Raw genomic sequence first — 15,112 nt, forward strand, 5'->3', positions numbered from 1 at the left:
CGATATCTCATTGATGTTTTGCTGTTCAGTTTTCAAGGTTCATGTCAGAAGAATCAACTTGCATCCTTCGCCTTTAGGAGTTTCCGTTTTTTTGGAGACAACTTTTATATCATAACATTTCGTCCGGTTCGTGTCAACAACTAATTTCACTTTCTATTTTCGTTGTTTTCATCGTGTCGCAAAAGCAACTTTATAAATATATCATTTCATCTCATGAAATGCAAGTTTTATTTAAAATAGTTTTCATTTCTGTTTCAACGGTACCGAGGTTCACTACCTCAACCCTTTTTCATCATTAGAAATATAACCTTTTCTATTCCAATACCTTTTCAATAGCAAGATGACGAATCCCAGTCATATCCAATGATCCATCTAAACTCTTCTTTACCATTGGACGTAATCTTCATCAGCGGCAACTTCGCCATCAACCCAATTTATGTTTTGGTCTTATTATTTTCGATATACAACAAAAATACAATCGAGCATACCTGAAACTAATCGGAGTCCAATCTAGTTGAAGTATATTAATGAATAAGTTGTGCAGAGCATTGATAACACCATTCTTTGCTATAAAAAAACGACCATCCGCTAAATCGAGATGGTCGTTTTTTTATTCAACTTTTCGAGCAAGCTGCTAACTTTATCTCGCATGTCTTCAGTTTCTTCATCTATTATCACTATTGCATAAACTGAATCTTCGTTGCTGATTAATACGATGTCACCTTCCGTAACTTCGGCTGGGACTTCATTCTTTGGAATGAGTAACTGATTTTCTTCGTTAGGATATTCCAGGAACACATACTGACCATCTTCGGTTCTATCAAGTGTGTATTTTACTTTTGTAATTCGCAAGCCCACCCATCCTTGTCACGATCCATTTTCGACTGGTATGCAGCATGACCTTATGGGACGCCGATAGGATGTACTGTCTTTAATTTTGTACAGATTTTAAAATTAATGGAGCTTTGATAGATAAGGGATTCGAAAATTCAATTGAACTCCACCATTATATTTTGAGTTCCATCAATAATCATTCGGAATTTCTCTACCTCTATAGAAGAAAGATTTTACAGGATGACCGGAAATGATGTCCACCGAGGGCAAGTGCGGTTGTTGCAGACTAATAATAAGAGGGACTATTTTTACGACAATACAGAAAAAAACGGTGAAACGTAACATGGTAATTGTGAAATTCGAGGAAGTACAATTCAGCAATCGTTATTTTAAGCATAAAAAATTTAAAAGTCGTCTATTTTTGGTATGACTATTAAGATTCGTTAAAAACCGAACGTTTTTCAGTGCCCTCTGTTATTAGCTGGGGTGTTTTGGGACGTTTTCCTTCTTGCAGATTGTTAATGGTTAAGCCAAAATCCATCTGAAGATGAGGATAATCTTTAAAGCCGTGCCAGTCTCCTCCCCATTGAAAGCCCAGCTCCTTTGCAATTTCTGCAACCTCAAACCAGTCTGATTGACCATTTCCGTTCCCATCATATTCAGTATCCCAGATCACATTACCATTCTTAAGCTGAAGAGCAAAATCGACTGCAAGGCCAAAGTTGTGATAGGATTCGCCTCCCTCCGAATGAGTAACCACTTTTCCGGGAGTTCTTCTGCCCTTATCATAAAGCTTGTCTTGCTCCTCAAACGAACGATAATCATCTGTGATTAGGATTGCAATCTCTCTTTCTGCTGTTTTTTCTAATAAAATCCCCACTTTCTCTGCTACAACGGGGTGCAGTTCAGTTGGTAGAGTCTCTGCATTTACTTCGTATTCAACCTGGTCCGATGAACCAGGATTTCCCTTTAATAATAAAGATTGATAGGCAACAAATGCAAAGAGGAATAACAGCAATAATTTCAGTAGTTTCTTCACAAGTTGTTATCCACTCCTTCTTAACGATTTTCGATAAAATCTATGTTTAATTTAACATGAAAAGGACAAAAATTGCACTAACTTAGTCGCAAAAAGGTAAACTACCATACTGGTAAAGAGGGTTTATCAACGCTGGTGTCAATGTTGTTAGTGGCGTTGATGAAACTTTACCTGTTACATCTTTGAATGACGTTTTGAATTCACCATTCACTTTTGCTACAGTGATCTCGATAACTTTGTAGATGTGGTTCAAGATGAAGAAGATGTAACTCAAAAGAGACTGGGCCATTGAAGTTATTGACAAACAATTAGAGAATAAAAGATTCAGATAAAATAAACAGCCATTGGCTCTCTTCCCCCCACTTACTGGCTCTAACGTCCGCAAACAGTGGCTCAAAACTCCGCACAGCTGGCTCATTCTCTCCGCAATACTCAGTTTTTGTGTTGGACTGTTATTTTCTCTTTTTTCACAATCGGCCGAGCAGGCAATATTTCATAAGTATTTATTCCCATTATAAACTTATAAGTTATAATTATAGGAACGATTTTTAGAACATAGCTTTTAAAATTTAAAAAACCGACTATTCAAGTCGGCTGAATGTGTTTTATTCATAATATTTATTAAGAATTTCAATTATTTCATCGTTATTTTTATTCAGTAGCTCTTTCCCGTTAAATACCCACTTAGTTACTTCGACAATGTTATCATCATTAATACCAGTAGCTCCAGGATCTACTTCTAATATTTTTTGTATTATCGTAGTACCTTAAATCACTTTATTCTTAAGTTTTTTGGTATCATCATATTTTAGTTCAAAACCAGGTATTGTTAATTTGATATCTTTAATTTGGCTTTCAATGTCAGCTTTATTGCATTTAAATTTTTTATCTGGTGGTGAAGAATAAACGCAACTGTATACTTCCTCCTGAACAAGGAAGAATGTCTTGTCCAAATGCTCGCGGAATGCCCACATTTCTTTTGTTTTATTACTATCGTTAATAGCGTAAATTACAAAAATAACAATAGCTAATACAACAGCAAGTATGATGCCTAAACAATAGGTCTTTTTGTTTTTTTCGAAACTTCCAAAATAAAGCTCTCCTCTGCTACTCTCTGATGTCTTCTACTAATACATAACTTTATAGTTTTCGGATAAATATGCTAATAATTTTTGCAATTCTTTGCACGTTGATGATTTTACTACATACTACGGACTATGACAATACCAATAAGTTTCCATCAACAGAAAAAAAGCCCAACAAGAGGTATTGTTACCTTGACATTTGTTCCCTGAAGTCGACATCTTCCAGTTACCCCTTTGACTTTAATTCCTTTCTTTTGACCATGTGCGAATGATTAGTTTGTAAAAGTACGCCTTTACGAACCGGTTTATTGAAATGAAATACATTAAAGAATCTCGTTCGTAAATATATAAAATCACTTTTCAAACGTTCACTAATATACTAGTAACTTCGCGAACGGATTTATAAACTTTAAGAAACAAACGTTCTAAAAGGAGTATTCTATTTTTGGAGTCACGAAAATTTATTATATCCGATTATGAACTAAAATCATGTAAATAAAAAAGCTACTCGTGGGAGTAGCAAATCATTTTTAAAAAGTAATTGTGAAAGTTAGGTTTAGTATTTTCAGTGTGCGAGTAAAATTAACAGCACGCGCGTTTCTTGTCGCTATGTGCGATTTCCCGGGAAAAGATTATGTGGACGGCCCCAGCAACCTTCACGGCGATTTCGGCATTTGGAAACCCCTTTACCGCTCCTACTGCTGCTCTGATAATTCCTTCAAATACTTTTTATCCATCTAAATTATCCCCAAGTAACTTCTATAGCATTATACCAAGGTGAAAACTTCAGTTTTTGTTAGGAACCATTTCCCAATCTGCTCCGCTTCCAAACATAGTTCTTTAGCCGTTTCGTTTTCAGATACGAACGTGATGAATTCATTCCTCTTATCCAACGTGATAACTCCCACTTCCCTATTACTTTAGTGCAGTGGGAAACTGACACTATGACAGTTTTAAACATCAGGGCCCGATATGTTCAACGTCTCCTTGCGTAAAACTGACGATGGAGTTGACGAACTTGCTCCGCTAGTTCAGGAACAGGGCCCTCTATTGTGGTATCACGAATAACATCATGAATGGGAAGATTTCGAACGCGCGATGGAGTAACCCCCATTTCATTCAACCATTGTACCAACTGTTCAGACGAACTTGCATAAACGATCCGACCTAAACCAACCCAACCGTGGGCCGCAGCGCACATAGGGCAATGTTCGCCGGAGGTATATACTGTCGCCTTTGTTCTTTCTTCGGGTGTCATGTTACTGGCTGCCCATCGCGCCAAAGCAAATTCTGGATGTTGAGTATGGTCACCACCCGCAACGTGGTTATGGTCTTCTGCAAGCACCTCTCCTTTAGGTGAGACAAGTACTGAACCAAATGGCTCGTCACCTTTCTCCAGTGCAGTTTTTGCTAATTCAACACAACGTCGCAGGTGCTTCAAATCTGAATCACTTATCATAATTGTATCCTCCTCGTCCTTTTTTATTTTTTCATCATTATTCCATAAACATGACCCGTTTGCGGAGAGCTGATTTATTTAAAAGTCAATCAAATTTTATAACAAGTTTAAGAACTACTGCAGCACCTAATACCATTTTACTTAAATCTCTCTCAACTTGTGAAGACCTTTAGTAAGTTCGTGTATCCATAAGTTTGGTATTAAGAGTTTCATAATATTTTTTTAATATTAGTCTTGGCTTGCAATTCAAGTTCATTTTGGGTATACCCTGTCCAAACACATTCGAATGTAGTTTAATCAATATACGGAATTGTTGAAACAGGGTTGTTCATTGAATGGAGGGTATGGTTCCCAAACGACTAGGAACTCCGTATGTACCAGGAATACGTTCAGATGATTGGGGAAAAATCATTAATTGGAGTTATCATGATGTGATTGTTTCTAAAATTACTTTTGGAACGTTTACAGTGCAGTTACAAAGCATAGAGGACGTTTACTGGTTGGAAATGCTGTTTATGGAAGGAAAACCTTCCATCATTATCAGTAAAATTCATATTTCGTTCGGATGTATGATTCGGCAAAATCGCGGAACTATAAGCAATATGTCCAACAGGTAGCGCAACCATTCATGCCGGTTAATCCATTTACGGGACCAATCGAAATGAGAGTGACGGTTTATCGGAACTGCTGAAATCTTTCTCGAAAGTGAAATGGCAGCAAGCGATTGACGGGCTGGTACATATTAGTAAACCAGATGCGGACAATCTTGCTTAAACGTTTATGGATGGCTGAACGGCATTGCGTACATAGATGACAGTCAAGTTGTCACATTGATTGCGAAGAAACAAGGGACAATGCTAGACAGTACGACCATAAGGCGAAGAAGCTGGAAGTATTATGGGGGTAGAGGTCCTGTCCATCCTAAATATGAAAAAACGATAAGTGGAATAAAATTATAGCTAAAAGTGGAGGTGACGTGATCTTGAATCTTAAAGACAATTCAAAAAAAAATATATCAACAGCAAGCGACCTGCTGAAAGATAAAAAAAACAGGGAAAAGGCGAAAAGTATTTTTTCTTCAGCCTTGAAACAAGCAAAAAAATTGAAAAAGAAATAAGGAACGGTATAGAAAAAGCATGATTCTGTGATTTCAATTAATATTATTATTCAAGTGAATTTCAAAAGATTCACAAAAAAGAGGTCCGACGTGAGCGAGACAACGAATGGAGCAGATAAAAAAGAGCCCTCAAAGGCTCTTTTTTTTTGGTTTTTCTCCGAAGCGAAAAATCGTTCTTTCTTATATTGAATAAAAATAAACCAGCAAGGTTGTATGCTACATGCACCTTAGTAGACATAACCCCCGTTCACGGAAGTAGTTAACTCCATTACTCAATAAGAAAAAGCTGCCATGTAAAGGCAGCTTTCAGCTCAATAAACTCTAATTATTTTACTTGTACTTCATCCTTAAGTAACCATTTAAACCATCTTCCGTGACCATCTGTTTCAGCAATCGTTTGTTTATATTCCACACCATTTAAATAATAATCAAGGTGTAAATATTTGTCCTGAATATTATTATAGATATGAAAAACATCCCTGTTCTTTCCAATTGATTCTATTATATTTAATAATGATTTTCTTGTCTCTATCGACATTTGATTAGCTACGTGAGTATGATAAATACAAACTGTATTTCCAAATGGCACATCATCAACGAACTCACTCAATAAAGCAACTCCATCTCCATTAACTAAGTGAACGGGATATTCTTTAATATAATTAGCAGCTTTTTCAAACATGATTAGTCTATCTTTGTGTTCAGTCCAAATTAAAGACTTTAACCACAAATATTCTTCCTCATCGTTTAAATCGACAATATTTAAATCTATACCAATTCTTGTTGTCACTGGTGGGGAAGTTGATCGTAAAAATGGAGTTGTATCACTTTTTAATTCGGATGTAATGTTTAGTGTAGAACCTATGTTACCAACTACTTCATTTGCGTTGTATGTATATGAATACTTATCCCACAGTAGTTGCAACCCCGCACTGGTTCCAATTTCAATGAGTGCCAATGGCTTTTTAGTCTTTTCGTAAATAAAGCTAAAAACTGGATAAAGGTAAGCACATCTTCGTACTTCATTCGTCTGAACAAGTTTAGTTTGTAAGATATTGATGATTTCATTTTTATTAATTAGGCAAAATTCTTTGAAGTATTCAAATGATTCTTTGTAATGCTGAGGTTTAATCGCTAGACTAGGATAAAATTCTTTTAACTTGTGTTCTTTTCCTTTAAGCAGAAGGTTATGTACAGCACCGAAAAGTAAATTTGGTACTGGTTGACCACTGCTAGCGTTATTACATAACTCTAATAACTCGTCATCTTTTGCGATTTCTAATGCTAAGTATTCATATAACATACTAGAGCCATTACACTCATTTTTAGCAAAATCCGTAAATCTTTGAGATAACACATCCATACCTAACATAATATCCCTCCAGCAAATTGATTTATCTTTTTAGTTATTTCTTCTATAACCTTATTATTTCCTTCTTTCGGCAAATCCTTACGCAACTAGTCGAGTAGAAGGGAACCTCTCTATCTTGCGGTAGATTGTGTTCCTCCCCCCTCACAGAACCGTGCTTGCGCTATTCACGCACACGGCTCCTCCAAGTCACCATTCACATAATATAGCTGATCTCTTTCGCTCAGATTTTGCTAATTCTGCTATCCTTACTAGTTTTGTTTCCATTTATTATCCCTACCTCTGTGTGTAGTAAATGTGTCCCTAGTAAAGGTGATAACTTGGTAGCAGCCTTTCCTCCATCAGCATAACCCAACTTCATTGGTACTACGCTGCTATCCGACTCCCTACATCGGCATTTGGTTTCCTTGCTTATTATCGCTTGTACACCATACTCTTCTAAAAAAAGAAAAGACCGGTAGGGTCTCCCGAGTTGCAGTATCATATCAATGTGTAACGTGCCAAGGTCACTGACTCCAGAGAGGTTTTATCCTTCTTGCCTTTAACGGAGGATAAAATGTAGCTTTCTGCCGCAGGTAAGGCATCCGCCCTCTCGATTTACTAACATTATGGAGCTCAATCCCTTCAACCATTTGGCTTTTGGCCCGCCACCTAACTGTCTACGCTTAAAGGCTAATATTACCAGTAGCCCTCCAAGACTCGCTACGAGTGAATGACTAGTTCTTTCTCGACGGGAATCCCACCCGCTATATGATACGACCTTGGCTCGGCCGCACACCTGCCAGTTAGTAAAAATGCGCCTCTACTTGTTGTAGAAACGCATTTCTTAGATAAAAACTGAGATTTGAATCGCTTATTCAAAAAACACACTTGGATATTCAACAGCCCCTGAAACATTATTGAGTGCATTTCCACTTAGATCTATTGCCATAAATGCTTCGTCTGGTACTTCAAATGGTGCTTTTATCCCCCATAAGGATGCTTTTTCGAAGCCAAACCTCGGATAATATTCGGGATGCCCCAAGACAACAACTGACTTGTATCCAAGCCCTTTAGCTTCTTTCAATGCTTCGGTAATTAACAGCCCCCCTACACCTTTATTTTGATACCCTGGCAAGACAGAAACAGGAGCAAGAGCAAGGGCAAGTGACTCTTCAAATTGATTGTCATTAATAATTTTTATTTTAGATAAGAGAATATGACCAACAATTTCTTTACTAACTGCCACTAAAGATAACTTTGGAATAAATGCATCGGATTTTCTGATACGCGACACCAATGCATGTTCTTTTTTATCACTAAACTCCATATTTGCAAATGCACTTTTTACAACTTTTTCAGTAATTTTATAATCCTCGGATAATTCCTGCCTAATTGTTATGTCCAATTTTAATCTCCTAACCCATTTAACTTTTTTAGTTATCTGTGTCTTCCATATTCTCTCATCAACAATCCTACCAGTTGCCTTAAGATGTTGTTACAATTTTATTGTATCATTTTCAGTGGACGTATCTAACACGATTCTGAAGTCACCTCGCTGTATCTTCTCCTTTTCCTTTTCCCGTTTTTCAAAATAGCTTTTGTTCGGAGTTTCAAGAACGAGAAATCTTAACTCTACTAATTCTTGAGGCGTTTAGCCACATGGACCTCCACTTCAGGGCAGATGTGTAGCTCATTTCCACAAATTTTAGTTTTTAAAAACACTTTGCGACTTCCTCCTTTCGTAAAAAGGTAATAAAAATAACACGATCCATTCAATGACTGAATGGATCGTGTTTTGTGTAGTTTATAACAACTATATTTAATTAGATTTCTAAAAGAAAAAAGTGCATTTATGATTGACGCTTTTTAATTAAAAGAGCAGTTTTCTTGTAGCTTAATAATATATTTTAAACCTTCATGGGCATCACTAAAAGTAGCTATATTACTTAAAGCTCCAATTCTAACTGCTAAGTTAGGCTTAATACCAACTATAATACATTGTACTCCTATTAATTTTATACAATCGTGTAATTTTTGAAGCGTTTGCCTCACGCTATCATCAAAATTATTTATCCCACTGAGACTAATCATAACAAATTCTATACCTTTTGAGGTACATTCCTCTAATACAACTGGTATTATTGTTTCTCCCCGAAGCACATCAAATTCCCCTACAAGGGTAAGAGCTATGGTGTTATCCCAAACTTTCAGTATTGGAGCAGATAATTCCCTGACTTTTCCCTCCATTCTACTTGATTCATCCGCTTGGCTAGTAACATCCATGAGCATTACCATGTAACCCTCAATCTCCTGATTTTGGTCCTGTATGCTCTTTATTGGTGTTATTACAATATCAGCAATAAAGTTGTTTTTAATATTGATCCTAGCTCTATGACCATTTTTTAATCCAGACATCACTTGACGCTGGTGTGTAGGTTCTTTATGAAAGAAATCCATGCTCAAGCCAATTAAGTCATCTGAATTGGATAAACCATACAATGTTGCTATTGAATTAAGTGATTTTCTAGCATATGAATTTAACCAGATAATTTTATAATCTATATCAGCAATAATAATATTTTCACCAATACTATTTAAAGCATCTCTGCCAGTTATATTTATGGGTAATAATCTATTACTCACAATTCTACCACCTTTTTTTTGACTTAACTTAATTATATACCTATTTGATGCGAAAATTAAAGATTGCCTACTTAAGTGAACAAATATGGTCTGTGTCTTACTAAATGCATCGTTATAAACATACATTCTAATAACATACATATTACCTTCGTACTCACCCTGTCGGAAATTATCCAATGCAACGAAATTATAAATTAAGTTAAATGTTTCAATGTCCATTATTTCACTGTCAATAAAATCACCAAATGTATTTATACTGAAATCATCCTCATTCATCACTTTCCCCCCTAATTCAAAAAAGGCACTTCTTAAAGCACTGTAAGTTAAATCCTTTTTACTAAATTAAACTGCTCCTATAGTTCAACAAGGACATTAAGTTTTAATAAAACTAAAGTCTCCAATACAATCATATAGCTATTAATGTTGTACGCTCATCATTTTCATCTGTAATATATTCTACATTTTCGTAGTTGGCAGCTAGTGCTTGATTGTGGAGACTTCTAATAATGGATTTATCCTTTGAATAGATCGTTACATACGATGAATCCACAAATTTACGCACACGGCTCTTCCTAGTCACCATTCACATAATATAGCTGATCTCTTTCGCTCAGATTTTGCTAATTCTGCTATCCTTAATAGTTTTGTTTCCATTTAGTATACCTACCTCTGCGTGTAGTAAATGCGTCCCTAGTAAGGGTGATAACTTGGTAGCAGCCTTTCCTCCATCGGCATTACCCAACTTCATTGGTACTACGCTGCTATCCGACTCCCTACAACGGCATTTGGTTTCATTGCTTATTATCGCTTGTACACCATACTCTTCTAAAAAAAAGAAAAGACCGGTAGGGTCTCCCGAGTTGCCGTATCATATCAATGTGTGACGAGCCAAGGTCTCTGACTCCAGAGAGGTTTTATCCTTCTTGCCTTTAACGGAGGATAAAATGTAGCTTTCTGCCGCAGGTAAGGCAGAAAGCCCTCTCGATTTACTAACATTATGGAGCTCAATCCCTTCAACCATTTAGCTTTCGGCCCGCCACCTAACTGTCTACGCTTAAAGGCTACTGTTACCAGTAGCCCTCCAAGACTCGCTACGAGTGAATGGCTAGTTCTTTCTCGACGGGAATCCCACCCGCTATATGATACGACCTAGGCTCGGCCGCACAAGCACCCGTTAGTTTAAGTGAAATCCTTCACAAATACTTCTGTTGCAAAAGAAATTCTTACATTTTTATTTATTAATAGATTTTATATATACAACACACGCTACTATGCTAACGACAACAATGATTCCGTATAATGTGCCTATAATAGAACCAATAAACTCCAAACCAAACGGAAGCAAAAGTGTTAAGACACCGATTCCGATTAGCAATAGTCCAACTCCATAAGCTAACTTGTCTTTATCTCCACTATACGTTTTTTCGTTATATCCAGAGATAAATGAGAGTTCTTTTTTCTTCCAAATTAAGTAGCCAAACAAGAGACAAATAATACTGACAAATAGACAAGTAATAAAACCACCTAAAAACATACACCAAGCACCTCCTACTCAGGGATATACGGTCTTAAAAAATTAAAGTTTCGTATATTTTGGTTCTTGTGTTAACCTGCCCCTTTAGTTGAACAAGAAAAAGAGCCGTCTGCTCAACGATCTTCAAGTAAAGCACCCGTTAATTGAATAAGGAACTGCTCGAAACATTATTCACTGTGGACTCAATTCAGGTCCCCAAGGCGCTGATAATATAGAATCTTCTTTGATATTTTGTCTCTTTAACCCTATTCTTTTTGCATAATAATCAAGCATTTCAAAAACAGTTAAACGATGAAAACTTCCGTGGATAAATTGGGGTTCATTTCGTCTGTTAGGATTTATTTCCCAAAGTGGAATTGAAACACTTCCTGTATTATCGCTAAATTCATTTATTGGAACACTGAAGTTAATATGCTCGTTATACCCATTTGCAACTGCTATGACAGTAACTTCCCCCATTTTTTTCATTAGAAACCTAGGGGCCTTGTGAACTGAAACAGGTATTTTTGCTTCGCCATCAGAATTTGTTAATTCTGTTCCGATTATCTCACCTAATGAATTTATTACAATAATTCGAGAGTTACTAATTGGTGTACCATGTTCTTCAAAAGTTGTTGTTACTTTAGCAGATAATGTCGCTAATACTGTGTTTTCATTTGTCTCTGCAAACTTTGCTTTTGTTGAAATTTCCCGATTCACATAAAACACCGTTGTTAGACTTAATAGTAATAGTAAAAAATTCACTGATATTTTTTTCATCTAATCACCTACCTAATTTTAAGTAGTATTTCCTTGTGATAAGACATTATTCTTATTGAACTAACCTGCCTCGTTAGTTAAAGTGAACAGTATGGTCCTGTTGCGACATAAAAAAGACCGCCAACAGACAATCTCCTGTTGTTCAACTAATGCACCCTTTGTTGAACAACATAAGTTCACTCCCCAACATTCAATAACCATTTACGCAATTTTGCCTTCGGGTAGTACACTTTACTGTTTATAATAATATGTGGAATATCTGTATGCTCTTGAATTAAAGATTTTGTATCTTCTTTCGATATACCCATAAAATAATGCACATCATTTTCTTTAATCATTTCGTGTACATCTTCTTCGTTTAAAGAATCAATAAGATTTTTTGCATTTGGATTCTTAAAATTTTTTAGTCCATCTCCAATAAAATATCCTGCGACTGCAATTCCTACACCTAACCAAATAAAAGACCAATCCATTATTTTCTCCCCCTAAAATAAATGTTCATTCTATCTACGATTAAACACCAAAAATGTATTCAATATTCCTTCTGTTTTTTAACTAACCTGCGCCTTTAGTTGAAGAAGAAATTTATATGACTGAAACCCGTTCTAAATCAAAAACATTGATTTGATTCTCATCAAACAGTTCTTCTAAATCCTTTAATCCGTTTTTATCAACATAATTCTTTTCTTCTTCCGATATTGGAATAGCCATTAACCAAGTGACTTGCATCTTCTCAAATTTAATTGTTTTCAACTTATCCTCCCAAAGAAAAGGGTATAGAAATAAAATATGCTTCATAGGACTATTAGGGAGGTACATTTTAACTACGTCTTTAAAGATAGTTCCAAATGAACAATCAAATTTAGAATTGATAATATTAAATGCACAGGTTGCTAAAATATTTGGAAAGCAATCAAAATTACTTGCACCCACAAATTCAACCCGTAAAGGTATCCTGTTTTCCTCGTATCCAACAGAAAATTCGGATAGACCAAGCGTAGAGTAAGATAAAATTCCTTCAATATTTTTGTCTTCACAAGAAAAAATATCTACTGAACTTTTATTGTTATCATCCCCATATTTCGAAACATTAGGCTTTCCTTCAAATGCATTAAGTACTGTTCTAGCAAGAACCTTATTCTCTTCTGATACACTCATTAAAATCCCCCCAATTCTTTTGTTTGACATTAAATATATCATTACTGCTTCTTGCACTAACCTGCCCCTTTAGTTGAACAAGAAAAGAGCCGTCTAAGCATCTAAACGCTCTTCAAGTAAAGCACCCGTTAGTTTAATAAGAACAGAGACGCTTATTGAACAAGCAAGTTACAAATCGCAATCGTCATCCGTATTATTCCTCTTCTTTTTATCACCAAAATACTTCCAGAGATGGTATGTCGACCAAAATAAAGCCGCATAGATAAGTAATGAAAATAGTAAAATATATGTATTTCCAAGAATATAATCAGGGGTAAAAACTGCGAACAAGACCAAGATAATTATAGCTGGAATCAAAAGAATCCAATAACGTTTGTCTTTAAAAGTGTTAAAACTCCACATACAATCCCCCCCTGTACCAACGTGTGATTTTCAAACTAAAGATATCCATTTATTAAACAAAATGCCCGATTGTTGAACACAAGTTAAACAACACTCTTCAACTAACCTGCCCGTTAGTTTAACAAGAAAAGAGCTCCCTAAGAAGCCCCTGTTGTTTGACTAAAGCACCCGTTAGCACAATAAGAGTTTAGTAATCTTATTATTGAGACTTCAATTTGATAATCCGTTCACTAATAAACCCCACTAATATCCCAACAACGATTGGTAGTAAAGAAATCTCAGTATATGAGAGTGAAACTTTAAATACCAGAAAATCTATATTAGCTATAAAGCCTATTATATATAGCAATATCATCGTTCCAAATGATGCAATTAACGGAATCGAAAAGGATTTACTCACAACTCCTCCTCCATTCCTAAAATGTTGTACGAATAACAACAATGAGTAAAACCAAACAGAAGGTCACTCCATTCAGGATAACTCCTATGAGCTTAACGACTCCTTTTTTACCTATGAAGGCAGATATCATCCCTAAAAGCGGAAACAGAACCATTAAATAAATTAAAAATTCACCAGAAGTACCAGAATTGATTGCATTTATCATCATAAAGGGCATTAAAAAACAAGCAAACAAAAATACAAACGAAAACAAACTATATAATTTTTCCATAATAGCCCTCTCCCTAGTTAACTTTTAACGAAACCATATAATTATACCGAATTTTAAAACACATAGAAAATCAACAACATACGCTAACAGAGCCTATTTTTAAAGTAAATTTGATTTTTTGTGTTAAATAACGATAAAACACTGACACCGCAATATATAAAAATAACTAATCAATGAAACACCTAAAGATCTTGTCATCTTATACCTTCCAGACTATTGATTCATGTCAAATTATACCATATATTTCTATTTTTGAGCAATGACTTTTTAACTAAACTGCCCAGTTAGTTTTAAGAAGGAAAAAGAGCCCCCTTTTCAGGAAATTTATTGAATGAACTACTTTTGACAAACGCTTCATTCTGTCTCCTCTTTCCTAGGTAAATTGATTTTATAAGCATGCTAGGATAATATACCGTGTTTATTGATTTTTCTGAATAAATAAATTGTCATATGCTATTTTTTTCTTTATAATTGTTTGTACCAAATAGTTTTTAAAAAACTGTTTGAAGAAAGGAAATTAATATGAGAAATTTAATTGCTATATTACTTCTTTTATTACTTACATTAGTCGGTTGCGCGGAAAAAGGGTTTGAATCCTCTGAAATTATTAAGGACTTCCCAATACCTATCGGGGCAAAGCCTGTAAAGAGCGAGGCTACCAATCCAAATGTTGAAGCTTATCAAAAGTATCTATATTCTGGTGATCATGAACCAGATGGTATTGGCGAAGAATATTTAAAAGCTATAGAAGAAGAGGGGTGGTCTGAATTAGAGGAAGAGCAAATGGGAGCAACGCGCTTTTTTACGAAAGATCATCGAAAAGTAGCGATTGAAGCTCGTCCTGATTCAATTTCACTATATGAATATAAAAAGTAATTTTAACTTCGCTCTTAACATTTATAATGTCTAAACATCTTAAATATCTTGCTCGATTGTGGAAAGGCAGGCTTTAATATTACCGTTGAAGAACCATTACTCGATTAGAAAAAGCTGCCCTGTAAAGGCAGCCGATTCTTCAACTAAACCAGCTAATAGGATGTCAATATTTTTCTTTAAAATT

19 protein-coding genes are annotated in these 15,112 nt (G+C 35.5%); 4 read left to right on the forward strand and 15 right to left on the reverse strand.

The genetic code is table 11. The features are described 5' to 3' along the window. Window positions 1-588: 588 nt before the first annotated feature. The 5 genes from AC25Y5_RS18515 to AC25Y5_RS18535 all read right to left on the reverse strand — a co-directional run bounded on the left by AC25Y5_RS18515 (window position 589) and on the right by AC25Y5_RS18535 (window position 4,417). Window positions 589-852 (reverse strand): DUF3006 domain-containing protein, encoded by a 264-nt coding sequence (locus AC25Y5_RS18515; protein ID WP_488141575.1) that lies wholly within the window; start codon window positions 850-852, stop codon window positions 589-591. Beyond that, the gene (locus AC25Y5_RS18520) at window positions 834-878 is read right to left on the reverse strand and encodes an excalibur calcium-binding domain-containing protein (RefSeq protein ID WP_488141590.1); all 45 of its coding nucleotides are present in this window, start codon (window positions 876-878) and stop codon (window positions 834-836) included. Before AC25Y5_RS18520 ends, AC25Y5_RS18515 begins: the two co-directional genes overlap by 19 nt. Before the next feature lie 389 nt (window positions 879-1,267). Next, window positions 1,268-1,873: a M15 family metallopeptidase gene (locus AC25Y5_RS18525; protein ID WP_488141576.1), complete on the reverse strand. Its 606-nt coding sequence runs from the start codon at window positions 1,871-1,873 to the stop codon at window positions 1,268-1,270. A gap of 1,852 nt (window positions 1,874-3,725) precedes the next feature. Continuing rightward, the gene (locus AC25Y5_RS18530) at window positions 3,726-3,851 is read right to left on the reverse strand and encodes a hypothetical protein (RefSeq protein WP_488141577.1); all 126 of its coding nucleotides are present in this window, start codon (window positions 3,849-3,851) and stop codon (window positions 3,726-3,728) included. Window positions 3,852-3,934: 83 nt separating this feature from the next. After that, a complete protein-coding gene (locus AC25Y5_RS18535) occupies window positions 3,935-4,417 on the reverse strand; it encodes a nucleoside deaminase (RefSeq protein ID WP_488141578.1) in 483 nt (160 codons plus the stop codon). A gap of 335 nt (window positions 4,418-4,752) precedes the next feature. Between AC25Y5_RS18535 and AC25Y5_RS18540 the strand changes: the two genes are divergently transcribed. From AC25Y5_RS18540 to AC25Y5_RS18550, 3 genes are all read left to right on the forward strand, one after another. Then, window positions 4,753-5,034 (forward strand): hypothetical protein, encoded by a 282-nt coding sequence (locus AC25Y5_RS18540; RefSeq protein ID WP_488141592.1) that lies wholly within the window; start codon window positions 4,753-4,755, stop codon window positions 5,032-5,034. After that, the gene (locus AC25Y5_RS18545) at window positions 4,983-5,108 is read left to right on the forward strand and encodes a RusA family crossover junction endodeoxyribonuclease (protein ID WP_488141579.1); all 126 of its coding nucleotides are present in this window, start codon (window positions 4,983-4,985) and stop codon (window positions 5,106-5,108) included. Before AC25Y5_RS18540 ends, AC25Y5_RS18545 begins: the two co-directional genes overlap by 52 nt. 291 nt (window positions 5,109-5,399) lie before the next feature. Further along, window positions 5,400-5,534 (forward strand): hypothetical protein, encoded by a 135-nt coding sequence (locus AC25Y5_RS18550; protein WP_488141580.1) that lies wholly within the window; start codon window positions 5,400-5,402, stop codon window positions 5,532-5,534. Window positions 5,535-5,859: 325 nt separating this feature from the next. Here AC25Y5_RS18550 and AC25Y5_RS18555 read toward each other — a convergent pair whose 3' ends face one another. The 10 genes from AC25Y5_RS18555 to AC25Y5_RS18600 all read right to left on the reverse strand — a co-directional run bounded on the left by AC25Y5_RS18555 (window position 5,860) and on the right by AC25Y5_RS18600 (window position 14,052). Continuing rightward, entirely contained in the window at window positions 5,860-6,906 is a 1,047-nt protein-coding gene (locus AC25Y5_RS18555) for a DUF2332 domain-containing protein (protein ID WP_488141581.1), read from the reverse strand. Window positions 6,907-7,756: 850 nt separating this feature from the next. Further along, complete coding sequence (locus tag AC25Y5_RS18560) at window positions 7,757-8,290, reverse strand: GNAT family N-acetyltransferase (RefSeq protein WP_488141582.1); 534 nt, start codon at window positions 8,288-8,290, stop codon at window positions 7,757-7,759. 461 nt (window positions 8,291-8,751) lie between these two features. Next, the gene (locus AC25Y5_RS18565) at window positions 8,752-9,804 is read right to left on the reverse strand and encodes an STAS domain-containing protein (RefSeq protein WP_488141583.1); all 1,053 of its coding nucleotides are present in this window, start codon (window positions 9,802-9,804) and stop codon (window positions 8,752-8,754) included. A gap of 130 nt (window positions 9,805-9,934) precedes the next feature. Continuing rightward, complete coding sequence (locus AC25Y5_RS18570; protein ID WP_488141584.1) at window positions 9,935-10,090, reverse strand: DUF2691 family protein; 156 nt, start codon at window positions 10,088-10,090, stop codon at window positions 9,935-9,937. A gap of 669 nt (window positions 10,091-10,759) precedes the next feature. Continuing rightward, window positions 10,760-11,062 (reverse strand): DUF3784 domain-containing protein, encoded by a 303-nt coding sequence (locus AC25Y5_RS18575; protein ID WP_482103101.1) that lies wholly within the window; start codon window positions 11,060-11,062, stop codon window positions 10,760-10,762. A gap of 171 nt (window positions 11,063-11,233) precedes the next feature. Further along, a complete protein-coding gene (locus tag AC25Y5_RS18580) occupies window positions 11,234-11,821 on the reverse strand; it encodes a hypothetical protein (protein ID WP_488141585.1) in 588 nt (195 codons plus the stop codon). 176 nt (window positions 11,822-11,997) lie between these two features. Continuing rightward, the gene (locus AC25Y5_RS18585) at window positions 11,998-12,294 is read right to left on the reverse strand and encodes a DNA-binding protein (RefSeq protein WP_488141586.1); all 297 of its coding nucleotides are present in this window, start codon (window positions 12,292-12,294) and stop codon (window positions 11,998-12,000) included. Window positions 12,295-12,406: 112 nt separating this feature from the next. Continuing rightward, on the reverse strand, window positions 12,407-12,979 hold the full coding sequence (locus tag AC25Y5_RS18590; RefSeq protein WP_488141591.1) for a suppressor of fused domain protein: 573 nt from the start codon (window positions 12,977-12,979) through the stop codon (window positions 12,407-12,409). A 168-nt stretch (window positions 12,980-13,147) separates the two neighbouring features. Further along, window positions 13,148-13,381 carry a permease gene (locus AC25Y5_RS18595; protein WP_488141587.1) on the reverse strand — a complete coding sequence of 78 codons (234 nt, stop codon included), beginning with the start codon at window positions 13,379-13,381 and terminating at the stop codon, window positions 13,148-13,150. A 416-nt stretch (window positions 13,382-13,797) separates the two neighbouring features. Further along, the gene (locus AC25Y5_RS18600; RefSeq protein WP_488141588.1) at window positions 13,798-14,052 is read right to left on the reverse strand and encodes a hypothetical protein; all 255 of its coding nucleotides are present in this window, start codon (window positions 14,050-14,052) and stop codon (window positions 13,798-13,800) included. 522 nt (window positions 14,053-14,574) lie between these two features. On the opposite strand from AC25Y5_RS18600, the gene AC25Y5_RS18605 reads away from it, so the two are divergent. Further along, window positions 14,575-14,928 carry a hypothetical protein gene (locus tag AC25Y5_RS18605; RefSeq protein ID WP_488141589.1) on the forward strand — a complete coding sequence of 118 codons (354 nt, stop codon included), beginning with the start codon at window positions 14,575-14,577 and terminating at the stop codon, window positions 14,926-14,928. The last annotated feature ends 184 nt before the right edge of the window (window positions 14,929-15,112 follow it).

The sequence above is a fragment of the Sporosarcina sp. Y1011 genome, from assembly GCF_057669885.1.